The organism is Pseudoalteromonas sp. A25 (assembly GCF_009176705.1).
GTDB lineage: Bacteria > Pseudomonadota > Gammaproteobacteria > Enterobacterales > Alteromonadaceae > Pseudoalteromonas.
Genome location: NZ_AP021847.1, coordinates 509,426 through 533,595, shown reverse-complemented (window position 1 = coordinate 533,595; position 24,170 = coordinate 509,426). Strand labels below are relative to the sequence as shown.

The window sequence follows — 24,170 nt, the reverse complement described above, 5'->3', positions numbered from 1 at the left end:
AAATGGAAGCAGTAATTAAAATTGCTTTGTTAATAGTATCCATAGCTCTGACGCTAAACTGCGATTTTCAATAGCTTGTGCCTGTAAATCCGTAAGTTGAGCTTGTGTTAACCATATGCCACGTTTACTGATCGCATCGGGATGCTTAAGTACTGATAAATCGTCAATGGGGTTACGTTTTGTGTAGATGAAATCGGCCGATAACCCCTCCTTTATTTGGCCTGTTTGATGCTCCAATTTCATTGCTTTGGCCGGTGAGTAGGTTGCAGCTTTTAAAACCTCAAAGTTCGTTAGCCCTGCTTGCGCTAGTAACGCCATTTCTTGGTGCGTTGCCAAACCGTGTGGCGACCATAAAACTCCCGCGTCTGAGCCCACTAGTATCTCAATGCCATGGCTATGCATTTGTTTTGTTATATCGATAAGTTGATTTAGCGTTTTACGGTTATATCTCGCCATTTTTGCAGAAGCATTTACCCACCTTTTTATTTGGTCTTTCTCTTCGGCATAAGCCAGTATTGGCGAAATGTAATGCTTTGGTAAGGTGTTTAAAAAAGCTTCTTTGTCTTCACTAATTCGAGTTAGTTGCCAAAAAATGTTTAAAGTTGGGGTGATAGGTACATTGAGTTGTTTCAGTTGTAGCAGTACTGAAGTTAATTTTTCTTGGTTAAACTGGTGACCCAGTGCACTTTGCAGTATTTCCTCGGTGTGCTCCAATGACTGTAACCCAGCTAAATCTTGCCAAGACATGTTGCCAGAGAGATTTGGACCGTGTTTTGCCACAGGTATCCCAAGCTCCTTAGCCGTGTTGATAAGCGATGAAAGGGCTTCTTCATTCAGGCTGCCATATGCCTTAATTAAGTCATACCCTGCATTTTTCGCGTCGATAACAGATTGACGAGCATCTTTTGCATCATTTATATACTCGGCGAGCGGGCCGTTATTAGTGCCTGTTAAGATGGGGCTGCTTACTGTTACACTTGCACCTAGCAATAACCCAGAACGTTCTTGATTACGCCACTTTAAGTGCTCGGGAGCGCCATTAAGAATGCGAACATGTGTTACGCCATGGGCTAAGTTGCTCATTAATGCACTGGGGTCATAAAAGTGTGTGTGCATATCAATGAGCCCAGGTGTGATGTAGCCATTGTGACCATCAATGACTTTTAATGAACTGGCTTTATCTTTCAATTTATTGTTTATTAAGCTTATATTTCCGTTTTTTACTAAAATACTCTGTTGTTGATGAATGACCCCTTTAACAGGGTCTACGATATTTACATTCGTTATAATAAAGTCACTGCTTTTTGGTGGCGCAATGTGAGAATGGCAACCATTTAGTGAGGTAGTGAGTAATAGTGTGGCAATGAGCCAAAGTAGCTTATTTGGGGTTAGGTTCATAATAGAGTCACTCCAATTTGTTTAACTGGCAGTGAGTATGTAATCGCGGCCCAAGTTAAGCGTCTAAAGGCAAGCATTTAGACGTATAAAATCATGATTCTGACGCTATGTTGAGGCTGTTTTTGAACTCGCTTGGTGTCATACCTGTTTGTTTTTTAAATGAATAATTAAATGAAGACTTAGCATTGAACCCAGCATTAATCGCGAGTGTAAGTAATGACTCACTTGGGTTTTTTGACATTGCCTGTTTTACATGTGCAACGCGAAAGGCATTTATGTAGTCGTTAAAGCTCTGTTTAGTATTAAGGTTGATGGCGCGAGAAATATCACGCACTTGCAAGTCACAGAGCCGCGCAAGATCTGAGATAGTTAATCGGCTTTGTAAATACCATGTATTTTCATTCATTTGCTGATCTAAATGCTCAAAAATAGCTTTGTATGAATTAGCTGACTCTTTGTTATTTTTCACATCTAGCGATGACTTGGGCACTTCACTTAGTGTGCATATTACGGCGTGTTCTCGGTTAAGTTTTGTTGTGAGTAACATGAGTAGCAGTAAATTAACTGCAGTGCCGATACCTTGGCCAAGCACATTTATCTCGTGTGAGAGGTAAGGTTGTACATTGAGGCGGACTAAATCTAAGGCATTATTAAGCGACATTATGACGATAAGCCAGCCTAGCCAACGTAGCGTGACTTCTTGAGCATCTGAGCGGTAATCTTGTAGCCGTAAGTTAAATTGGTAGATGTGGTATAAGGCAAGCCCTGCATATACGAAGCGCCATACTGTGCCTACCAAAATCACTTGCTGGGTAAATTGTGTGAAAGGCAGTGCCAAAATCATCGGAGCAAGGTGTAAGTATTCTAATTTATTAAGTTTATTGGTAAGAGATTTAACAACGAGATACAGCATGGGACCAAGCCCGATCACAAAAACAGGGGTGATCAAATGAATTGTGCGCGTAATATTGAGCTCTTCAAGTAAATTGAAAATAGCCATTGCGCAGGTCAGTGCAAAAAATCCGCAAATAACTCGATACCGACGATAGGCACCCAAAATTAATATGCTTAGGGATGCAACACCAAAGCTGGCTGCTTGGAGCAAGTTAACAAGGCTTGCTTCAAACATATAACCTCCTGAGCAGATTGTAACGATGCGCAGCTAAACTTAGCATGGCACTTGGTTCTCATTTAAATAAGCTTTAACTTCAGCTAGTTGAGACTCAAAGTTGCGCCATCGGCCAATAGATTTATTATTGAGCGGCTGTCTTACTTGCACTTTGCTTGCGGTAGAGACTGGCGCAGCGTTTAAGTGAAAGTTCAAACAACTTTCTTGCCATTGCAAGTTACAATAAGCCAGTAAATCGCGAATGTGAAACTGTGGCTGCGCGACCAGTGACTCGTAATGAAGTATTTTAAACTGACTGCTATGCACTGTTTGCCAATGTTGTATCAGGTGATAAAAACGCGCATAAAACCTAGCGGTATCCATGAGATCGAGTGAATAACGGTAATATGGGTTATTGATAGTAAATAACTGACGATAGTTACCAATACATGTATCTAAGGGATTGCGAAGTAAGCAAATGATCTTGGCATTGGGCAAGGCTTTGCGGATTAGATCAACATAAAAGAAATTAAACGGGAGCTTATCAATAAAGTGCGGCTTTGACCCTGTTACCACTCGAGTTGCATTTAGGTATTGCTTGCCAAGCTGCTCAAAATCTAGCGTATAGGCGTTTGTTATGGTCTGTTCATCAAGCACATGAGGTGTATTTGTTTGTGTTAGCCGCTTGGTAGTAATACCGAAGTCTTGTAGTTCTCCCGCTGACATTACCTCACTATGGCTAGACAAAATACGCTCTACAAGCGTGGTGCCTGAACGTGGCATACCGAGTATAAAAATGGGCTCATCGCTTTGAAAACCAGTGCTATTGTTGCTAGAGGCAGCAGTGCTAAGTGATTTTAACGTGCTAAACAATTTGTCTGAGGCGTGCTCATCGAAGCGTGCGTGCTTTAACTTTTCGGCTTTGGCATTTTGTAATGCATTAAAGGCGTTATCGTATAGTGCTAGGTCTTGATATTCCTTAGCTAAAGCATGTCCTATATGAAGTTTGGCATCGGGAGAGTGCACTTTTTTAAACACCTTAGTTAAGCGTTCAATGTGATTATCTTGCTCGGTTACTTTGGTTAAATCTGACAGCGCAAAATGTGCTTGATGATGATGTTCTTGTATCTGAATCGCACTTTCAAATGCACTCTTTGCGTGCTCAAATTCACCTAAAAATTTGCAGCAGACACCATAATTGTAAAAAAATTGCGGATTTGCATCGTTCAACTCTAGCGCTTTTTTATAATAGCTAACCGCCTGTTCATGTAAGCCTACATGACTCAAGGCAACAGCTATCGTGTCTGCACTCAGTGCTGATTTTATTGTTGAGACATTGACATTAAGCGCGGTGTTTTTAGCTTTACCTAGCTGACCATCTAACGCATAACACTTTGCAAGTTGCGCAAAATACTCGATTGACTGAGAAAACTCTAAGGCCTTTTCTATGAGCTTTATGGCTTTTTTAATTTGTCCGACTTGGGTATTTACCATGGCGAGTAAAAAGTAACCGTCGGCATGTTGAGGATCGGTTTGCACCAGTTCTACAAGATACTGATGCGCTTGTTGTAGTTGGCCTTGATTTAAAGCCTTAATGGCTTGCTGATGCAGGTGTTTAACATTGAGCGTCATAGGTTAATGATTCTTATATAAATAAAAAGGCTCAAACACTGTTTGAGCCTATTAGATTAACCGCTAGTGGTTTACAGTTCAAATTGGTAATCGAATTTGATACCCACAGTTAAAGGACGGTTCAAGTAGTGGCCGTAATTACGTTGAATTTCTCGACCGTTGGCTGATGTAATATCTGCGTTGCTGCGTCTAACCGATGTGAAGGCGTACTTATTAAATAAGTTATTAACATACAGCGTGGTAGACCATTGATCGCCCGTTAACTTGGCAGAGATATTACTCAGCGCATAACCGGGCAAGGTTTCGCCATTATCATGCAAGCCTACTTTAGATATAAAGTCGCTTTGCGCTGTTAGGCCATAGTTGATGTCTAACAGCTTGTCTTCCAACACTTCGGTTTGATAGTTGATACCTAAAGAAAACTGATGTTCTGGTGAACCTGGTAATCTATCTCCTTTAACGCCGCCGTCACTGCCATCGGTGTTAAATAAGAAGGGTGCATCTTCGGTTAATTCAACCTTGGTGTAAGCGTAGGTTGCATAGGCCGTGAAAGAGTCACTCAGCATGGCTCTAGTCGCAATTTCAACCCCTTTAGCATTCGCAGAGCCTGCATTTGAAGTATATGGAAGTTGCCCTACTTCTGTTGCTCCACCCACCTGTGCATCTTTCCAATCAACGTTAAATAGTGCAGCATTAAAGTGAAATCTATTTTTTAACCAAGTACTTTTTAAGCCGAGCTCATAGTTAATAGTGGTGTCGTCTTTGTAAAGCATTTCGTTAGGCTTACCGCAGCCCGCTTGGTTTGCCGGCAGTGGATCTGGGCAAGGCGCTAGACCATTTGAGCCACCAATTCTAAAACCTTCACTCACTGTTGCATAGGTCATGACTGTATCTGAAAATTGATAACTGGCGTTAAACTTAAACAAACTACCATCATCTTCGGCGTAACTGTTTTTAAAGTCTAAGTTAACATCGTTGGGTCCAGCATCACCAAAAACAGTGCTTAATAGTGGAAAATCCACGGCCGAATCTGCGTTAACTTTATATTCGTAAAAGCGTGCTCCTAAGGTAATAGTCAGTTTGTCGTTTATTTGATATCCAACTTCACCAAAAATGGCTTGCTCGGTAATTTCACTGCGATCGGCTGAATAATACTCTAAGCTATCCGGGCGCACTTGTGCGCCGCCAAAATTTGCTACGGCAAATTGGCTAAAGCCTGGCGTGTATTCTTTACTCGAACCATCACTTTTGTATTTATTATAAAAGCCACCGACTATCCAGTTCCAATCAGAATCGCCTTGTGATACTAAACGCAGTTCTTGCGTAAAGGTTTCTTCTTGTTCAACTTCTCGTGTGAAGGATGAAAAAGAAGGAAATTCTTCATAGCCATAATCTAGGCGGATAAGTAAATCGGTTTGATCTCGTTGACCGTCGGCTTCAAACTCTGAAAAACCAGTAGCAGAAACAAGCTCAGCAAAACCAAGGTCTGCTTTGACTTCTAAACTAAGCAAAGAGTCTTCTTTGTCTCTGGGTTCTTCGTAGCGGTAGGCTGATTCGTATTTACCGATTTTAGCATTGAGCCCGTTATTGGGGTTTAGTGAGCCATGATGCACAATAGAACGGCCTTCACTTTCTTGTTTTTGATAGAAATAATTAATTGTACTATCAAGCCAATCGTTAGGTGCCCAGCGTAATGAGATACGACCTGTAGTGGTTGTTTCGCCATTGTTATCTTTAACTTTACGTAGATTTTGATCTACGTCGCTTTGGTTGCTCCAATCAGGATCAGGCTTCGAAACGCCTGCCTCTTTGACTACATAGTTGTAGTCGATAAAACCAGGGTCTTTATATACATTGACACTGGCACGCACGGCTAATTGGTCATTAATAAGTGGAGTGTTGAAAATAAAGCCCGATTCGCCACCTAGCGAGTCGCTTTCGCTGTTTTGAAATAAATCACCGTACACTTTACCCGTGGTCAAATCTAGTTCCGGCGCTTTAAGCATGTAGCGTATTGCACCACCTAGTGTGCCAGCACCATATAATGTCCCTTGTGGGCCAATTAGTACTTCTACGCGTTCAATGTCAGTTAAGCGCATATCAATACCCACAGGTATCTCGCCAATGTAGGTTGCTACTGTACCACCATCTGAAGATGGTCCTGATGAATTAGTATTCAAACCTCGCACTATGATAGGTGAACCTGAACGACCACCCTGGTCGGTAACTGTAAGCCCTGGTACCCAGCGTGCAACATCGGCAAGTTCGCCAATGTTTTGATCCCTCATCACGTCGCTATCAAGAGCGGTAATATTCAAAGGCGCTTCTTGTACTGAGCCTGAGCGCCTTGTTGCGGTAACTTGAATAACCTCAAGTGATTTGCCTTGTTGAACTTGCGCCTCTTGTGCTTGCGAAAGAGTAGGAATTAGCAAGGCACTTGTGAGCGCACTAGACACGGCTAATGAGAGTAAGCTTGGTTGAAACATTGTTTTTATATCCCCGTTGGTGTTTTGTTGCTTTTATGCTCACAAAGAAAAGCATAAATAATGTTAGGCGACAAGCCTGCCACAAAATGGCGATTGAATTTATATTCACCATAAGTGAAATTTGATGCATTCTAATCATGCTTTGATTAAAAATATAGGGAAAATATGAATTTTTATATTTTTTAATGTTTTTTCTTCGCAAAGTGAATAAAATTTTCACAAAATTAATTAATATTCATCAAATTTGCATAGTTTTTAATTTTTAGCGTCTATTTAATAGGAATAACTTAACAAAGCGTTTAGTGGGGAGGGTATTAGTGAGTTTATATTATGAAGTAACTTCAAATATGTTAACCCAGTATTATATAATTGCTTGAGCTAGATTTGCGTTATTACAGAAAAGTCTAACGCTTTTGTTGGAGGTGAGCTTACTGAGAGGCGCAAAACGTAATAACTGCGCTGTATTGAGCACTTATTATTATTGGTATGAGTTATCATACGCATATGCAGCACTCCCAGAAAGCTCTATTTTATATCTGATCGCGACTCTTTGTGAGCGTGTTATTTATCACTTGCTCCACAGATGATGTAGCGCGCAGACGAACAAGGAGTTATTAAGCATTGGTTGTATGCTTACCTACTTGCCATTGATTATGTGTTAGATACGTTTCGCCTGCATCAACTGCGCCAGGTTCTAGTGTTGTAGCCATAGAGTCATTCCAGCGATTTAAATAGCCAAATAATGAAATAACACCCAAAATTTCGACTATTTCTCCATCATCCCAATGTGCTTTTAGTTGCTCTTCAATTGTTGCATCAACAGCATTTGGCACACTTGATGCTGCCAGTGCAAATTCAAATGCCGCCTTTTCAGCGTCAGTAAATAGCTTGCTGTCACGGAATTGCCAAATGTTTTGTAAACGCTCATCTTCGCCACCGTAGCGTTTAGCAGCCAAAATGGTATGTGCTTCACAGTATCTACAGCCAGTATTAGCGCTGGTAATGTAACCAATTAGACGTTTTAATTCGCTGGTCACTTTGCCATGGTTTTCCATTACTGCTTTATTTAAATTAATGAAAGCCTTGGCAATATGAGGACGGATCTGCATCGTCAGTACACTGTTGGGACAAAAGCCTAGTGTTTCGTTAAAAAACTTTGCCAGCTCTGCTACTTCAGAGTTTGCATCTTGTGCCAGGGGGGTTACTAAAGCCATAATGTCTTCCTATTGGTTTTGTTATGTTGCATTTGCAACATAATTTAAGCGGTTTTTTAGCGCTTGTCTACAAAAAATGCACACCGCTTTAGGTTTATTGGATGAAATTATGAGTAATAAAGCGCGCCAATCGGCTTTTGAATTGTCGAAAAATATAGAGCAACCATATGATTTATATAACCATGTTCCTTATCGTATAGCAGTTGCGAGTAATCTTTTAGCTATTGATAGGGATGCGTATATAAAAAACTTAACAGGACTTGAAACCAGAGAGATAAGAGTACTTTTAAATATCGGCTCTTATGGCCCTATTAATGCGGCGGATATTGCCTACCAATCTCGTTTAGATCCATATTCAGTGAATCGTGCGATTAACACACTGATGAAACGAGAGCTTATTAGTGCTGATAATGACCATGAAAAGCAACGCAGCAAGTTTGTTAAGCTGAGTGAAAAAGGCGCTCCTTTGTATCTTAAAGTGATTGAACACATGCAAGCGCGAGAGGCGGACGTTTTGCAAGGCATTACAGATAAAGAAAAAGCTTTGCTGCTGTCTTTGCTGGAAAAAATTGAACTCAAAGCCGAAGCCGCTTTGGCACGAAGCGCCCAGCAGCTTGAATCTCAAGGGCATACGATCACTCGCGATCAGAAAGAGCTCATCAGATGGCATAAACGATCGTCAAAATAACTTTAATGCAAGGTGTCGACTCTATCGATAAGCACGTTTCTATTTGCAATAAGGCAACGACCTTTGTCAATGATGAGCGAGTCTATGTAGCGTCCGTTAAATATTTTGGTTGCTGCACTGAGGTCATTTTTATCACTCATGTATAAGATAAAGTGAGCTGTGCTAGAGAGAGCGCTTTGACCACTGGCTTGGATATCTGTGCTGGTGATCATATGAATGGTCTTTTTGTTTTTTATTGCCTGTGCTGCTCTTTGTGCGATTTGTGCACTAGAGGTGAGCGCAATGTTTAACTTAGGAATGTTGAAAGTCGCGTTTTGGGTAAACAGGGCTTGATAGTCTTCTATTGGGCCTTTGTCACGAAGTTGCACATAATCAATGATGGTCTTTTGACATAGCGATACATGCGATGAATGAAGGGAGTTTGCTGATTGGCAGCCACTCAGTATTAGAAGAAGGGGCAATATTAAGAACGCAAGTCGTTTTTTGCTCATTGTTTAACACCTGTTAACTTTTGTTTACCGAGATTACTGTTCCTACAGTAATAATTCAATTATATTTGTCCTTTATGGTCATATTGTTATGGGAAAAATACCAAATAGGACCAGCAATATATTGTAAACAAGGAACAATTAGGATGAAACAATCGGCTATTTGTCAGCTTGCGCTGACTTGTGTAATTTTGGCAACAGGATGCCAGTCAACCTCTATTGAAACGCAGACGCAAACGAGCAGTGCGAGCGCGCAATCTATAGCAGCTCCTCTGGCGGCTAAAATACCTCACAAAACTAATATTCACGGCTATGAATTAATTGATAACTATCATTGGTTGCGTGATGACACGCGTTCGAGTGAGCGAGTGATTTCACATTTAGAAAAAGAAAACAACTACACAAATGCCATGCTTGCATCTAGTGAAGATTTACAGTCACAACTTTTTTCTGAGATCAAAGCAAAAATTGTTAAAGACAATCGCTCTGTTCCGGTTCAAAAAGGGCGTTATTTTTATTTCAGAGAAACGCAAGGCGATCAAGAGTATGCATCAATTTACCGTAGTTTAAAGGTGGATGGTTCTAATCCTGAATTACTTTTAAATATCAATGAATTGGCAAAAGCTCACGAATTTTATGCGTTAGGTGATATTGAAGTTAGCCCCAATGCAAAGCTATTGGCATATACCGAAGATACCCTGAGTCGTCGGATCTATACGGTTAGAGTCAAAAATTTAGAGACAGGCGAAACATTAAAGGATGAGCTAACAGGTGTTCAAGACGGGGTCGTTTGGGCAAATGATAATCAAACCCTTTATTATATTAAAAAAGACCCAGTATCTTTGTTGGGCACACAGGTGTTTCGCCACACACTCGGGACCAGTCAAGCGCAAGATGAGTTGGTCTACGAAGAAGCTGATAACACCTACTATACATACCTCAGTCGCACTAAAGATGGTGAGCAAATCTTGATCCACCATTACAGCACTGAGTCAAAAGGGGTATCAGTGCTTGCTGCCAATGATGTTAAAGCGCAGCCTAAAAGACTAATTAATAGAGAAAAAGGTTTAGAATACTTTGTGTCTAAGCACGGTGATTGGTATTACATTTTAACCAATCTAAATGCGGTAAACTTTAAATTAATGAAAGTGAAAGTCGACGCGGCCGCAAACAAAGCGAATTGGCAAACGGTAATAGAGCATCAGCCAAATGTTAAATTGGAAGATATTAATTTGTTTGATAATCATCTGGTCTATCAAAGTCGTGAGCAAGGCCAATCAAAAATTACCATTCGTGAGTTAAGCAATAACAAAGAGCACCAAATTAAGTTTAATGACCCTGCATACAACGTATCAATGATTGGCAATAACACACTTAGCAGAGGTCGTGTACGCGTACAGTATGCAAGTATGACAACGCCAAAAACGATTTTTGAAGTCGATTTAAATGACCACGCTAAAGTGACATTAAAGCAAGACCAAGTGCTGGGCGAATTTGACTCTAACGACTATTTGTCGGAGCGAATTTTTGTGACTGCACGAGATGGCGCAAAAGTACCAGTGTCGATTGTTTACAAAAAGTCACTGTTCAAAAAAGATGGCACTAATCCATTATTGCAATATGGGTATGGCTCATATGGATATACCATCGATCCTGGCTTCTCTATCAGCCGTTTAAGTTTGCTAGACAGAGGCTTTGTGTATGCAATTGCACATATCCGTGGCTCGCAAATGCTGGGCCGCCCATGGTACGAAGACGGTAAAAAGTTGAATAAAATTAACACGTTTAATGATTTTGTTGACGTGACCAAAGCATTAGTTGCGCAAGGATATGGTGATAAAAATCGTGTTTATGCGCAAGGTGGTAGTGCTGGTGGGTTGTTAATGGGAGCGGTTATTAATCAAGCGCCTGAGCTATACCATGGTGTGCATGCGGCAGTGCCCTTTGTTGATGTTATCAATACGATGTTAGATGAGTCTTTGCCTCTGACAACCAATGAATACGATGAGTGGGGAAACCCTAATGAAAAAACATATTTTGATTACATGCGCTCGTACTCACCGTATGATCAAGTATCAAAGCAAGCTTATCCAAATATGTTAGTAACCACAGGGTTGCATGACTCTCAAGTGCAATATTTTGAACCCGCAAAGTGGGTTGCAAAATTAAGAGAACTTAAAACGGATAACAATAAATTGCTATTTAAAGTTGATATGGAAGCGGGACATGGCGGTGCGTCGGGTCGTTTTAAGAGCATTAAAGATACTGCGCTAAACTATTCATTTTTCATAGAGTTAGCGAACGGAAGACTATAAACATATAAACAGCCCAGCCAACCATGCTGGGCTTTTTACTTACTTTTTCTTGGGCTTTTGTTTTTTTAACATGCGAGAGGCAAGTGCCGTCACGATATATACAAGTATGAGTGAGTTACCAAGGATAAGCATTTCTTTATCGGTTACAAACATCCACAAGGCTGCAAGTAGCAAGAATGCTATTGTAAATTTAGATACCAGTGGGTTAACTTTTTTGTTTTTCATGTACGAAAGAGTGCTTACACCTTTACTAGCTTATGCGCAATTATATCGAGTCGGCGTAAAGAGTGCGAGGGAAGTTTGTATGGTCCGTTCAGTGCTCAAAAATACGTCTAATGGCTTATGTTACTTAACCCGAGTTCAGGTTACCAAATACCATACTTTTTTTTAAATGCCTGTAAGCCATGAGCGTTAAATTCGATTGCGCGCGAGTCTAAGTCTCGGCTTGCCCATTGGCGAGTTACTACATCGGATAATATCCACTTACCAAGGTAGCCTGCAAGATGACTGCGCCTTTCACTCCAGTCTAAACATGATTTACATAGTGGCCTGCGACTTTTATTAGCGACTGATGCATCAAAACCAATATTGGTAAAAAACTGTAAACCAGGGTCGGTTAATTTTAGTTGCTCTGTATCTTCAATAATCAGTAATTCATTATTTATTAGTGTATTAAAAAGCTCAACGGCTAACTCTCCTGCCAAGTGGTCATAACAAATGCGCGAGCGTTTTAGCCTATTGTCTTTGGGCCCAGTAGTAATGTTTGAACCGCTCATTGAGGCACTAATACTTAGCATTTGCTCAATAAATTCAGCAATTTGTAGATCTCTTAATTGAAAATACTTATGCCGCCCTTGTTTTCTAACAACAATCAGTTCGCCTTCCAGTAACTTCATCAAGTGGCTGCTTGCTGTTTGTGGTGTTATATCCGCTTCTAGCGCGAGTTCGGTCGCAGTTAGGGCTTTACCACTCATGAGGGCTGTCAGCATTTTAGCGCGAGTTGAGTCTCCAACTAGCGTTCCAAGGTAGGCAATATTTGGTTCCACGTTTTTCCTTCATAGTTCGATTGGCATCGAAGCGTGGCGATTTGTGTTTGCTAGACTGCCAAAAAACAAACATGGAGACAACTATTTTGAAAATAACCTGTTTTATTGAATATCAAATTGACCCGCACAAAGTGCATTTATTTGAGCAATACGCCCAGAATTGGGGCGAAATTATTCCGCAAAGTGGAGGTGAGTTAGTGGGTTATTTCTTACCACATGAAGGAACAAGCAATGTTGCATATGGCTTAATTAGTTTCGAGTCTCTTGCTGATTATGAAGCATATCGACATACATTGCGTCATTCACAGCTAGGTGGCCGTAACTTTGATTTCGCACAAAGTGAACAGTTTATAGTGAGTGAAAAGCGTACCTTCTTAAGGGCCGTTCCAGCCACTTATTTACTAACAAAAAAAGGAGGCTGTAATTGATAGTCGTTATTTTTGAAGTTATACCGAAAGCTGAAGGCCAACAAGCCTACATAGACATTGCGGCAAGGCTAAAAAGCAAATTACATGCAGTAGAAGGCTTTATCTCAGTTGAACGTTTTCAAAGCTTAGCTAACCCAAGTAAGCTCTTATCATTGTCATTTTGGGCGAATGAAGAGGCTGTTAAGAGGTGGAAACGTGACTTTGAACATCAAGCTGCACAACAAGAAGGAAAGCGCACGCTATTTACTAGCTACAGAATAAGCGTTGCTCATGTAATGCGTGACTATAGTAGCCACAGTAACAAGTTAGGCTTGGCACAAGATGAACATTGAATTTTACTTGGGCTATTGTGTAGTGATTATTGCGCTATTGTTGTCGCCTGGTCCCTCGGTACTACTTTGCATAAACAATGGGATCCATTATGGAAAAAAGAAAGCAACGTTTGGGGTATTGGGTAATGTGGCGGCGTTTCAGCTGTTGTTGATTCTTAGCGCTACAGGGGCGGGAGCGGTGTTACTAGCATCTAGTGCGCTTTTAACGGCTTTAAAAGTTGGTGGTGCAACTTACTTGTGTTATTTGGGTGTAAAAAGTATTCGTTCACCCGTTACCCGCATTGATATGAAAAAAGCGCACAGGCCTTTGAGCAAACAAGGTGCAATTATCTTTAAGCAGGCATTTTGGGTGACTTCGTTAAACCCAAAAGCATTGCTTTTTGTTTGCGCATTACTCCCACAATTTATTGACAGTAGTAAAGCCTTAGTACCTCAGGTGGTGATGCTGTGTTTGACCAGTGCGGTGATCCACTTTGTGATTTATTTTGGTTATGCGGCTTTAGCAAACAGCGTAAGAGATGCTTTGGATAATGAGTCTGGTCGCAGTTTATATAACAAACTAAGTGGGTTCATATTTATTGCTTTTGGTGTGTTTTTGTTTTTGTCTAATTATGCGGATTAGCGCTACTAAAGGATCCTGTGAGCTAAAGCGCCGCTATTTAAAATGTTTAAAAGTAGCGGCGCTGATTGTTATGCACATCGAAAATTTAGCGTGACTAAGTATGGTGCACCCATTGACTCTAAAGCGCCTACTCCTGCTAATGTTGCAACGGCCGCTACATCGTCAACATAGCCATCACCTAGCACCCAAAGCCAAGCGCTTGCTTCGGTGACAAACTCTGTTGTTGAGCGGCTATCTAGATAATCTTTCTCAGCCTGCTCTGAGCGATATTCTACTTTTTCGTTCAATACGACTAGTTTATTGCTACTTTTTTCACAAAAGTGTTCAGCTTGGCCCAATGCCTCTTTGATACCTTTATTCCTGTCTACTGATTTAACAACCACATAATGTTGACTGTCTCCTGGTCTAACATCTTCATGGTGTGCACATGCAGCCAACAAAAGGGTGGTCGTGAACGCAATAATTAAGTTTTTCATTTGTTTTGTTCCATAAGAGGTATGTTGATATATGCATTATTCGAGGAGTTTGCCGATGGAGCCAGTAAGAAACTGTAAAAATGTGCAGCGAATTACACTAATTTGTTTTCGAAATGGGTAAAAATATCGAGTTTACAACCATTTATCGTAATTTTTTTTGTAATTCTCTTATCTTTATTGATCCACATATATGTTGTATGTACTTTAATTAACTATTATTCGGCGTCGTCTTATGCCCCATTAATTATACGAAGGTATGGAAACTTATGGATTTGTCTGTTAGTCGTTTTTACAATTTGCAAAGTAGTGAACAAAGGTATCAATACACCTTAAGTACGCTTTATAAACGCTTGCATGCAAATCATTGCATAATGGGGAAATTTATAAATGAAGGCTCCCAAGTTAAAACGCTTCATTATTTACATGATGGACAAGTTGCAAAAAACTTTGTTTATGATTTGGCCGACACACCTTGCTGTGATGCAAAAGAGTTAGACTGCGTATGCGCTTTTGAACAGAACTTGCAAACCCTTTATCCTCAAGACGAATTACTGCAATTATTCAACATTAATGGTTATTTAGGTGTCACGCTAAGAGCACCAGATCATAAGCCTATAGGTATTTTGGTTTGCATGTTTGAAAATCCCGCTGTGTTGCATGAACAAGACAAACTATGGTTTGCAGAAATTGGTTGTATTGTCGCCACTGAGCTTAGTCATAATCTTGAAATGTCCGCTAAAGAGTTAATTTTAAAGCAACTGGCAAATGGCGAGCGAATCGCAAAGTTAAGTTCATGGACTTGGTATATCGGGCAAGATTTACATTGGTTTAGTCAAGAGATGTGCAGCTTGTTGAACAACGACAGCGATGAGGTCTCATTTGATGATTTTTTATCTCACCTGCGTATTGATGATAAGCAAAGAGTCACTTCTCAGTTGGAGCTTATCAAACAAGGCAAGATTGATCATTTCGATATCTTGGTTTGTCATAAACAAATGAGCACAACTCAGGGGTTGTTTCATATTGTAGGGGAGGTTGAGCTTAGCACCGAGCATTTAAATGAGCGAATATTACGGGCGACTGTGCAAGATGTCACTTATACCTCTTCACTGAGCCGGCAATTAGAGTTAACGAATGTGGTGTTCGAAAATGCTTCAGAAGCATTTATGATCACCGATCATCGCAATAAAATTATGATGGTGAATCGCGCATTTGAGGAGCAAACGGGATATAGCGCTGCCGAGCTATATGGGGAAGATCCAGGGATTTTGTCATCTGGTAAGCAGACTAAACAATTTTACCAACAAATGTGGCAACAATTTAGGCAAACCGGAGTGTGGAAAGGGGAAATTTATAACCGAAGAAAAGACGGACAGGTATTCCCTGAAGAGCTTACCTTAAGCACAGTAAAGGGGGTTGATGGTAAGGTTATCAATTATGTGGCGATATTTAGAGATATTTCGGATTGGAAGCGAAATGAAGCGCAACTGACTTTTTATGCCAACCATGAAGCATTAACTGGGCTGCTGAATCGGCGCAGCTTTATGCATAATTTAGAAAAGCAGCTAACTAAATATTTTCGGCTTCATGATATGTGTTTGATTTTCATTGGCTTAGATCGCTTTAAAGAAGTGAATGATATTTTTGGACCAGAAATAGGTGATAGAGTTTTAATAGCCGTTGCAGATAGATTACAAAACACACTGAGAAGAAAAGACATGGCGAGTCGCTATGGTGGTGACGAATTTGCATTACTAGTGCTACAAAAAACAATCTCAGAGGCTATTTCCCATGCACAAGAGTTAAAACGATTACTAAGCGAGCCTTACTACATTGAAGATCTGACCATTGAACTGACTGTGAGTATTGGCGTTGCATATCTTAATGCAGGGGAGTACTTGGCTGGCTCTACCTTGGTAAAAAATGCTGCACACGCGTTGAGCAATGCGAAAAAGCTGGGTCGCTCTCGGGTCGCTTTACATGACGAAGCCATTCAAAACGCCTATCTCAATAAAATTAAGCTCAGAGATAAACTCAAAAAAGCACTCAAAGTAGGCGCGTTACAAGTTTATTATCAGCCAGTCGTGAGTGTAAAAACCGGTAGAATTGCAAAATTTGAAGCCTTGATCCGGTGGTTTGACGAAGAGTTAGGTGCCATTTCGCCCGCGAGCTTTATTCCTATTGCGGAAGAGTTTGGCCTAATTCACTTAATTGGACAGTATGTACTTGAAACGAGCTGTTGCGATCTAGCTATGCTGCATAAAGCGGGGTTTAAGCAAGTTAGCTTTTCTATTAATCGCTCAATAAATGAATTTAAAGCAAGTAACAATCAAACTGAGCTTATTCCAGCAGCGATAGAGCGTGCAGGTTTACCATATAGTGCAATTACCATTGAAGTGACAGAATCGATGGCAGCAAACAAGTACACGTGGCAGGTATTAGAGTCGCTTAGTGAATTAGGCGTAACAATAGCGTTAGATGATTTTTGTACGGGCTACTCTTCGTTAAGCAACCTAATTGAGAACCAAGTTGATTATGTGAAAATTGATAAATCATTTGTAGATAGCATGGGGGTAGATCATAACAAGCAAGTGATGGTCAAATGCTTGATAGATTTGAGCTCTCAATTAGGTATTAAAGTGATTGCAGAAGGCGTTGAGCACCAAGAGCAGCAGCAAATGTTAGCTGATTTTGGTTGTCATTTAATACAAGGGTATATTCATAGCCCAGCAAAACCGATCCAAGCATGCTTACAAATGCTTAAGGAAGAAGAGCAAGCAGCAGTAGCTGATTTTGTTGACTAAAATCATTTATAAATCTGCATATTCAGTGTGCACGCGTGTCTTACTTGTTAAACCTGGATTAGGTACTTGATGACAGCGAGTGACATGCCTGCAAAAAGTGAGTAGCTATTACACTGCCAACTTACTTAACAAACTAACTCGTAATAATATGCAATTTAATCAATATTTTAGGAATCATGAAATAGTATGCCCAGGCAAATTGATGTATGCTGATGACGAGGCGAGTAGTCATTTATCGGTTTGAAGTAGAGGAAATATGGCGCAACAATATTGGGTTGGCGATTTTTTTGTTGACGTATCAAGAAATCAGATAACTAAAAAAGAGCAAGCGCAAACAATTGCGCCAAAGGCGCTAAGCGTACTGACCTACTTGGCTAAAAATCAAGGTAAGGTGGTAAGCCAAGATGAATTATTAGACGCTGTTTGGCAAGGTACCATTGTCTCTCCTAATACTTTGCAGCGTAGTATTGCCCAGCTTAGAAAAGTGTTGGGTGATGATGGTAAAGAGCAAGTTTACATAAAAACTCATGCCAAAAAGGGTTATAGCTTGGAGTGCAATGTGCAATGGCAAGCGGGTAAACTGCAAGTCAGCTCAGCTAATCATAGTCAATCAGAAAAGGGCCTACCTAACGCTCAAAACGATAATAAGAAAGCGACTAAACCACGCGCTGTTGCTACCATTTTTATACTGTTTTTAATCACGATAACTGCTGTTGGTTATCATTTTTGGACCAACAGTCAAACTCCTACACTCACAATTTCACAAATTCGAGCGTTGACAGCAACCGACAATAAAGAAAGTTCAGGAATTTACTCTCATGACGGGCAGTTTATTATTTTTCATCGTTTTTCGGAGCAAGCCTGTATTAATAATATTTGGGCGAAAAATATTAAAACCCAGCAAGAGTTTCAGCTAACCAAAGATTTGGGCGTATATAGTAGCCATAGCTTGTCTCCCGATGGTAAAAAGTTAACGTTCATTTCTATGGGTGATTGCGAGGAGCCTGTACTTCAGAAAAAGTGCTACAAACTGGTAAGCTTAGATTTTAACGAGGCGTTAAAGGGTCCACTTTCTCCAACCGTGCTGATGGAATGCAAATCATCTGAAATTCGCAACCCAATTTGGCTCTCAAACGATAATATCGCATTGATGCACAAAAGTGCTGATAGTTGGAAGCTTGTTAACTATTCAGTCTCAAATAATAGTAGTGAAGTTATTTACGAGGTTGAAAATGGCAGTGTGACTGACTATGACTTTTCAGTTAAAAAGGGGCTGATTGCGCTCATGAGTGTTCATCAAGATGGCCAATACTATATAGAAATGCTAAAGCCGAATGGCGACGTGATCTCGAGCAACCGCGTTCAATATCCAGAGCAGATCGGCAAATTTAGATATATTTATCCAAACTTTTCATCTTTAGAGCGGCAGCTTATCTTCAGCACGGGTAAACGGCTTTTTACAATATCAACAGACGGAAAAGTCCAAAGCATTAGTTTGCCACTGGATCAACCTATCGGCTCACCAAAAGTACATCCTAGTGGGGGCAAGATGCTGGCAATTAAGGGCTATTACGATAGCGATGTTATATCTGTACCAATAGCTGATTACGCGACATTAAATTTGGACAGAGATTCATTAAAAGAAAGGGTGATGCATCGTTCAAATGTCTCTGAAGATAACGCTAAATTTCAGCCTGGTGGAGAGCATATTGCTTTTACTTCTGTGCGTTCAGGGGAGCGACAGGTATGGCTCTCTGATGGCAACAGTGCTTGGCAGCTCAGCCAGTTTCCACTCGACACCTATATATTCTCAATTGAGTGGGCGCAAGATGGGCAAAGTATTTTAGTCAATGCAGATAAAGAACTGGTGCAGCTGTTTTTAGATGGCACAGAACGCAAATTTGCCCTGCCGCACTCTGTTGATAAGCTCTTTCAATGGGATAGCGAAAATCAAACAGCTTTGTCTTTGATATGGTTGAATGGAGCGTATCGATTGGCTGAGATAGATTTACCCAAGCCCAGTAACAGCGTTGTTTATGATAAGTCAGCAGTTTGGGCGCAAAAATCGGCGAGTGGCTCACTGATTTACACCGACTTGCTCGGACGGTTTTGGCAACCAGGGCCTGTTGAAGATACACTGATCAGTGAGCTTAACGGCCAAGGTAGCGAGAAACGTTTTGTAATAACTGGTGAAACAATTATTGGTATAAATGATGATTTGCAGCTGTGGTCTTACTCTTTAGATAATGCGTATTTTGAAGTGGTGGGCAATGCACCAAGCAATATAGATTTTTTAACCGATACTGATGGCGACCAGCTGCTGATGAGCATTCAAATTGCTTCAAAAAAAGAAGTGGTTGAATTAACATTTACTCACTAATAAAGCGCTCGTGTCGCGCTAAACAAACATATAGGAATAAACTAAATGGACTTTATTGTGCCTTACAATATAACGGTGCTTGTAATGGGGCTGTCGGGTTTGTTGATTTGGCTTCAACTGGCCGTGGTTGACGTTGCTGCAATTATGGCCAAACATACTCCTGGGTATGCAATTGCAGAAGATCATCGTAGTTTTTTATTTCGTGCCCACCGAGCGTTTGCAAATACTAATGAAAGCATAGGAGTGTTCATTTTATTTGCGCTGTTTTCTATTTTATCTTTGGCTTCCCCCGAATGGTTAAATGGCTTTGCGTTGTTATATTTGTCTGGTCGCGTTGCGCATATGCTGTTTTATTATTTTGGTCAAAAGTTACTGCGAAGTACCGGATTTGCAATTAGCTATATTGCGTTACTTGGCATGTTTGGTACGGGTTTATTCGCTTGGCTGAATGTATCAAGTTAATATGTTAATACACATTCATTGTTTTAATGCTGTGGGCGCAAGAAGACGGTTTTATAAGTAAAGGAAGCAAAATAGTGCAAGTACGACAATATAGGGTGTCAGATTTAGAAGCGGTTCTTGATTCATGGGAAGTAGCCACTCGTTTAGCTCATGATTTTATGACAGATGAGTTCATAGCACAGGAGCGCAAGAACATTGCTGAGATATATCTACCGAATACTGATACATGGGTTGCGCAAATAGGTGGAGATGTAAAAGGATTTATTGCACTTATGGGCAACGAGGTGGGGGCAATATTTCTCCAACCTGATTATCACGGCAGAGGGATCGGCAAAGCATTAATGGATAAAGCGCAGGAACTACATGGCAACCTGGAGGTCGAGGTTTTCAAGGCAAACAGTATTGGTCGTAACTTTTATTCAAAGTATGGTTTTGAGTACCAAGAAGAAAAGTTTCATGAACCAACAGGGCAGCAAGTATTACGTCTAAAGTTTACTGCTAACAAATTTAAGCACTCGGATGGTGCAAAAGCCGTTAATGGGTGAGATGTTGGCTGGCTTTTGGTAACTACTGGCGCTTAGTTTATGGATTAGCTGCTTAACGTAGTTACGACGATTTTCTGATGATTTGAACTTGATTTACAACTCTATTTCTCAAACTCCTAACACTCATTTTTAGTGTGACTCGCCGCATTTAGCATTCAGGGTTTCAATTGACTTGGGTATTTATGAGACATTGGCTTAGGTTCAGTGGTAGCATTGCTTAGTACTTAATTAGTAACAGCCTGATAGGAGTGGGAGTGGAATTAGAAAGTTGGTTGTCGTTTTGTGCTATAGCACTTCTTGCTACGGCAACACCTGGCCCAGCCGCATTACTTGTGTCTATTCACAGTGTTTCATTTGGTTTTAAATACTCTCTTGCCACTATTGTTGGAAATATCTCAGCGCTGTTTGTGATGTCAGCTGTATCTATTCTTGGTCTTAGTGCACTGGTATCTTATTCCGCTATTGGCTTTACTGTACTAAGAGCGATTGGTGCGGTTTATCTGATCTATCTTGGCATAAGGTTATGGAAATCTGGAGTCAAAATTAACTCACCGATAAAAAACCTCAACGAACAAACCTCTGTAACTTCTTTGTATGTTCAAGGTTTGTTGGTGGCATTAACAAACCCTAAGGCTATCATTTTCACCACTGCACTATTTCCTCAGTTTATTACACTGAAAGCGCCTCTGTTAATTCAATTTTCAATATTAGTTTCTACATTCATGGGGTTATCTTTAATTTGCCTTTCTGTTTACTCATTCTTTGCAAGCCAGGCAAAAACAAAGATCAGCAAAAGTATTTCGGGTAGCTTTTTAGGCAAACTATTCGGTGGTACTTTTATCGGTGCTGGGTGCTATTTAGCATCAAATAGCAGGTAGTAAAAAGCGCGGGTTCAATTACAAGGTATTGGATTAGAGAAATTACAAAGACAAAACGGACAAGAGTTGGGCCACCTCGTTACCCGTTTTTCTGCACCGTTGCTACCTCACAGCCATGAGCATACGAGCTTTGTTGGCCAGTATAAAATAGCGAGGCGTTTTAAGATTGCCCGATATACGCTTATGCTTTTGTGCCCAATCTATGAATTATTATTCGTTTAAGAGCCCTAATTCCAGTGTTTTTAATATGGCTTGGGTTCTATCACGTACTTGCAGCTTCGCTAAAATATTCGATACATGGTTGCGTACAGTGCCTTCTGCTTTAAATATGTGTGTGGCTATTTCTTTGTTTGATAAGCCCGATACCATCAGTGCCAAAATTTGTTGCTCTTTTTCTGTGAGTGGCTCGTCTAGTGTGTGTTGTGGCTGGCGCTTGGCCTTTAAAAGTTGTTGTGTGAGCTCGTTTTGCAACACAATTTCACCAGCATGAACGCGTTTAATAGCATCCACTAGCTCTTCGAGCGACACATCTTTGAGCAAATAACCGCTTGCGCCTGCCTCCATGCCGCCTAGCAAAAAGTCGTTTTCGTTAAAGGTCGTTAATATTAAAAATTTAAGCACGCTTTGTTGTGCTATTGGTGCGTTGAGCACCTCTAAGCCGCTGCCGTCGTTCATACGCATGTCTAGCAAAACAACGTCTGCGTCAATTTTGTTATCTGACAGCTGGGCTAAAAACGTGTTACCGCTGCTTGATTCACCCGTTACGTCAAGGGTGTCGGTGAGTTGTAACAGCGAGCGCATACCTTGTCTGATCAGAGGTTGGTCATCCACTAAGTGTATTTTTATTTTATTCATAAGGTACTCGTATGGTTAAGGTTAAACCTTGCTTAGAGGTGTCGATATCTAGCTGGCCCTTTAGTTGTGTTACTCGCTCTTGCATGCCTTTGAGCCCATTGCCAAGCACAACTGTCTCTTTTAAGATGCCATTGTCCTTAATACATAGCGCTAGGTGAGCGCTTTTTCTGTATAGCGTAATGTTCATATCCGTTGCAGTAGGGGCGTGTTTTAGCGTATTAGTAATGGCTTCTTGAACACATTTTAATAGGCATTGTGCTGTGTCGAGTTGTACCTGCGCAACTTCTGAGTCCACCTCTAGGTGCACTGCAACTCTGGGGGTTCGCTCGCACAGTTGGGTTAAACTTTGGACTAAGTCAAAGTCACTATCATTTCGCTTGTCGCTAACAATAGTGCGTGTTGTTGCCAGTGCTTGTTTAGCTTGTTTGTAGCAGGCTTGCAATTGTGTCTGTTGCTCGGGCGTGCATGTTCTTCTGGCAATATCTAAGTTGATGATGAGCGATGTTAAAGCGTGTCCGACTTCATCGTGTAAATCTCGTGCTAAACGCAGCCGTTCACTTTGCGCTGCGGCATTGCGCAGCAGATTTTGTGTGGCTTCTAATTTTGCGTTGCTCAGGGCAAGCTCTTCTTTTGCGCTGCGTTCACTGATCATGCGTTGTGTCATGACCAAAGCAAAAAAATGAAACGCCATGAACATGCCAACACTGGCCCATTGCCAACCAGTTTGCCAATAAAGTGCATGTGCTAGCAAAAAAAGACCATTACTGACAAAGATATAAGCGTAACAAAGTCGAGTAGGTGCATAAAACGCGAGTATTGAGCAGTACATCACGCTATAAATTAAAATGATGCTAAACGGCACGAGAAACATCAAATAAGCAATTGATAAAAATAAAAAAGTGAGTAAGCAGTAACGAAATGTGTAGCCATAGCGGGTAGATTCGTTGATCACTAATAAGGTGAACACGATGACTAAAGAGTGAAGCACGTATTCAATTAGACTCACGTCGAGCCTAGAGGCATCAAATACACTTGGAATAGCCACTGCGGCCCAAGTTAATAGGACGGTAACCAACGAACTAAGTGGATACTTAAACACTGAATGTACACCTTTTTTGGTTTTATATTAATGCGCTTAGGTCGAGCTTGCCAGTACTAAATATCGGTTCATGACAATTGTCATGGTGATGATGTGACATTCGTGACTGTGTTGCTTAAGGTCATCTGGCTATCTTAGCTACATGAACTTTAGTTGAGAGCACAGCAATGGAATACATACATAAATTAGCCGTTTACTTACACATCGTATTAGGTAGTTTCGCGTTGGTACTTTTTTGGATACCTATTTTTGCAACCAAAGGGAGCAAAACACATAATCGTTTCGGGCAATATTATAATTGGTCGATGTATGGCACATCAGTTTTAGGAGTTATCGCCTGTATTTTGGTTTTATTTGACCCAATGGGCGTTAAGCCTAAAACGTTTGTGGATATGGCCGAGCAAGCGACGTACATTAATAATACGCGTGTGTTTTCATTGTTTTTGTTGATGTTATCACTTTTGGTGTTGGTGTCGATTTATCATGGAGATCGCGTTCTCAAAGCGAAAGCTAATAATGCGTTGTTGCGCACACCACTGCACTTGGGATTATTCTGTGCATTGGTGATAACCGCTTTGATCTCCATGGTATTGGGGTTCATGCACTCGCAAACGTTACTAATTGTATTTTCAGTGGTGTCTTTGCTCGTGGTGAGCCGTTATATTCGTTATGTGTTTACAGCAAAAGTGCAACCTCGCGCTTGGGTTATCGAGCATTTAGTTGCCATGTTGGGTTCGGGCATTGGAGTATACACCGCGTTTTCAGCCTTTGGAGGACGTCATATCTTTAGCTATTTATTGGGTGATCACGCTGCATTTTTAAGTTGGATTGTCCCTTCTGTGATTGGCACTGTTTCGATAAGTTGGTCAAGACGGTATTTTGAGAAAAAATTTAGAATTGCAAAGTAATTAAAA

Annotated in this window: 22 protein-coding genes; 11 read left to right on the top strand and 11 right to left on the bottom strand. The window is 40.7% G+C overall.

Annotation, left to right across the window (positions count from 1 at the left end; translation table 11 throughout):
• Positions 1–15 precede the first annotated feature (15 nt).
• From GDK41_RS18830 to GDK41_RS18810, 5 genes are all read right to left on the bottom strand, one after another.
• Entirely contained in the window at positions 16–1,398 is a 1,383-nt protein-coding gene (locus tag GDK41_RS18830; RefSeq protein WP_152088015.1) for an amidohydrolase family protein, read from the bottom strand.
• Between the two features lie 91 nt (positions 1,399–1,489).
• Positions 1,490–2,527 (bottom strand): helix-turn-helix domain-containing protein, encoded by a 1,038-nt coding sequence (locus GDK41_RS18825; RefSeq protein ID WP_152088014.1) that lies wholly within the window; start codon positions 2,525–2,527, stop codon positions 1,490–1,492.
• A gap of 39 nt (positions 2,528–2,566) precedes the next feature.
• Complete coding sequence (locus GDK41_RS18820; protein WP_152088013.1) at positions 2,567–4,138, bottom strand: tetratricopeptide repeat-containing sulfotransferase family protein; 1,572 nt, start codon at positions 4,136–4,138, stop codon at positions 2,567–2,569.
• Positions 4,139–4,209: 71 nt separating this feature from the next.
• Complete coding sequence (locus tag GDK41_RS18815; protein WP_152088012.1) at positions 4,210–6,624, bottom strand: TonB-dependent receptor; 2,415 nt, start codon at positions 6,622–6,624, stop codon at positions 4,210–4,212.
• A 614-nt stretch (positions 6,625–7,238) separates the two neighbouring features.
• Positions 7,239–7,838 carry a carboxymuconolactone decarboxylase family protein gene (locus GDK41_RS18810; RefSeq protein WP_152088011.1) on the bottom strand — a complete coding sequence of 200 codons (600 nt, stop codon included), beginning with the start codon at positions 7,836–7,838 and terminating at the stop codon, positions 7,239–7,241.
• 109 nt (positions 7,839–7,947) lie between these two features.
• On the opposite strand from GDK41_RS18810, the gene GDK41_RS18805 reads away from it, so the two are divergent.
• A complete protein-coding gene (locus GDK41_RS18805; protein ID WP_152088010.1) occupies positions 7,948–8,526 on the top strand; it encodes a MarR family winged helix-turn-helix transcriptional regulator in 579 nt (192 codons plus the stop codon).
• A 2-nt stretch (positions 8,527–8,528) separates the two neighbouring features.
• On the opposite strand, the gene GDK41_RS18800 is transcribed toward GDK41_RS18805, so the two are convergent.
• On the bottom strand, positions 8,529–9,017 hold the full coding sequence (locus GDK41_RS18800) for a nuclear transport factor 2 family protein (RefSeq protein WP_152088009.1): 489 nt from the start codon (positions 9,015–9,017) through the stop codon (positions 8,529–8,531).
• Between the two features lie 143 nt (positions 9,018–9,160).
• Here GDK41_RS18800 and GDK41_RS18795 point away from each other — a divergent pair, with 143 nt between their 5' ends.
• Complete coding sequence (locus tag GDK41_RS18795) at positions 9,161–11,329, top strand: S9 family peptidase (protein WP_152088008.1); 2,169 nt, start codon at positions 9,161–9,163, stop codon at positions 11,327–11,329.
• A 39-nt stretch (positions 11,330–11,368) separates the two neighbouring features.
• On the opposite strand, the gene GDK41_RS18790 is transcribed toward GDK41_RS18795, so the two are convergent.
• Entirely contained in the window at positions 11,369–11,554 is a 186-nt protein-coding gene (locus tag GDK41_RS18790; protein ID WP_152088007.1) for a hypothetical protein, read from the bottom strand.
• A 140-nt stretch (positions 11,555–11,694) separates the two neighbouring features.
• Positions 11,695–12,375: an ArsR/SmtB family transcription factor gene (locus GDK41_RS18785; RefSeq protein ID WP_152088006.1), complete on the bottom strand. Its 681-nt coding sequence runs from the start codon at positions 12,373–12,375 to the stop codon at positions 11,695–11,697.
• An 86-nt stretch (positions 12,376–12,461) separates the two neighbouring features.
• Here GDK41_RS18785 and GDK41_RS18780 point away from each other — a divergent pair, with 86 nt between their 5' ends.
• Genes GDK41_RS18780 through GDK41_RS18770 form a run of 3 tightly spaced genes read left to right on the top strand, consistent with a single transcriptional unit; the run spans position 12,462 to position 13,757 of the window.
• Positions 12,462–12,803: an NIPSNAP family protein gene (locus GDK41_RS18780; protein ID WP_232056581.1), complete on the top strand. Its 342-nt coding sequence runs from the start codon at positions 12,462–12,464 to the stop codon at positions 12,801–12,803.
• Positions 12,800–13,135, top strand: coding sequence for an antibiotic biosynthesis monooxygenase family protein (locus GDK41_RS18775; RefSeq protein ID WP_152088004.1), 336 nt, complete (start codon positions 12,800–12,802; stop codon positions 13,133–13,135). Before GDK41_RS18780 ends, GDK41_RS18775 begins: the two co-directional genes overlap by 4 nt.
• Positions 13,125–13,757, top strand: coding sequence for a LysE family translocator (locus GDK41_RS18770; protein WP_152088003.1), 633 nt, complete (start codon positions 13,125–13,127; stop codon positions 13,755–13,757). The genes GDK41_RS18775 and GDK41_RS18770 overlap by 11 nt, the downstream gene beginning before the upstream one ends.
• A 68-nt stretch (positions 13,758–13,825) precedes the next feature.
• Here GDK41_RS18770 and GDK41_RS18765 read toward each other — a convergent pair whose 3' ends face one another.
• The gene (locus GDK41_RS18765; protein ID WP_152088002.1) at positions 13,826–14,233 is read right to left on the bottom strand and encodes a hypothetical protein; all 408 of its coding nucleotides are present in this window, start codon (positions 14,231–14,233) and stop codon (positions 13,826–13,828) included.
• A gap of 266 nt (positions 14,234–14,499) precedes the next feature.
• On the opposite strand from GDK41_RS18765, the gene GDK41_RS18760 reads away from it, so the two are divergent.
• The 5 genes from GDK41_RS18760 to GDK41_RS18740 all read left to right on the top strand — a co-directional run bounded on the left by GDK41_RS18760 (position 14,500) and on the right by GDK41_RS18740 (position 21,302).
• A complete protein-coding gene (locus GDK41_RS18760; RefSeq protein WP_152088001.1) occupies positions 14,500–17,037 on the top strand; it encodes a putative bifunctional diguanylate cyclase/phosphodiesterase in 2,538 nt (845 codons plus the stop codon).
• Positions 17,038–17,293: 256 nt separating this feature from the next.
• Positions 17,294–19,417 carry a winged helix-turn-helix domain-containing protein gene (locus GDK41_RS18755; RefSeq protein WP_152088000.1) on the top strand — a complete coding sequence of 708 codons (2,124 nt, stop codon included), beginning with the start codon at positions 17,294–17,296 and terminating at the stop codon, positions 19,415–19,417.
• Between the two features lie 45 nt (positions 19,418–19,462).
• Complete coding sequence (locus GDK41_RS18750) at positions 19,463–19,879, top strand: MAPEG family protein (RefSeq protein ID WP_152087999.1); 417 nt, start codon at positions 19,463–19,465, stop codon at positions 19,877–19,879.
• A 74-nt stretch (positions 19,880–19,953) separates the two neighbouring features.
• On the top strand, positions 19,954–20,424 hold the full coding sequence (locus GDK41_RS18745; RefSeq protein ID WP_232056580.1) for a GNAT family N-acetyltransferase: 471 nt from the start codon (positions 19,954–19,956) through the stop codon (positions 20,422–20,424).
• A 254-nt stretch (positions 20,425–20,678) separates the two neighbouring features.
• Entirely contained in the window at positions 20,679–21,302 is a 624-nt protein-coding gene (locus GDK41_RS18740; protein WP_152087997.1) for a LysE family translocator, read from the top strand.
• Between the two features lie 210 nt (positions 21,303–21,512).
• On the opposite strand, the gene GDK41_RS18735 is transcribed toward GDK41_RS18740, so the two are convergent.
• A complete protein-coding gene (locus tag GDK41_RS18735) occupies positions 21,513–22,157 on the bottom strand; it encodes a response regulator (RefSeq protein WP_152087996.1) in 645 nt (214 codons plus the stop codon).
• The gene (locus GDK41_RS18730; protein WP_152087995.1) at positions 22,150–23,256 is read right to left on the bottom strand and encodes a sensor histidine kinase; all 1,107 of its coding nucleotides are present in this window, start codon (positions 23,254–23,256) and stop codon (positions 22,150–22,152) included. Before GDK41_RS18730 ends, GDK41_RS18735 begins: the two co-directional genes overlap by 8 nt.
• A 167-nt stretch (positions 23,257–23,423) precedes the next feature.
• Here GDK41_RS18730 and GDK41_RS18725 point away from each other — a divergent pair, with 167 nt between their 5' ends.
• Complete coding sequence (locus tag GDK41_RS18725; RefSeq protein ID WP_152087994.1) at positions 23,424–24,164, top strand: hypothetical protein; 741 nt, start codon at positions 23,424–23,426, stop codon at positions 24,162–24,164.
• Positions 24,165–24,170: the final 6 nt, after the last annotated feature.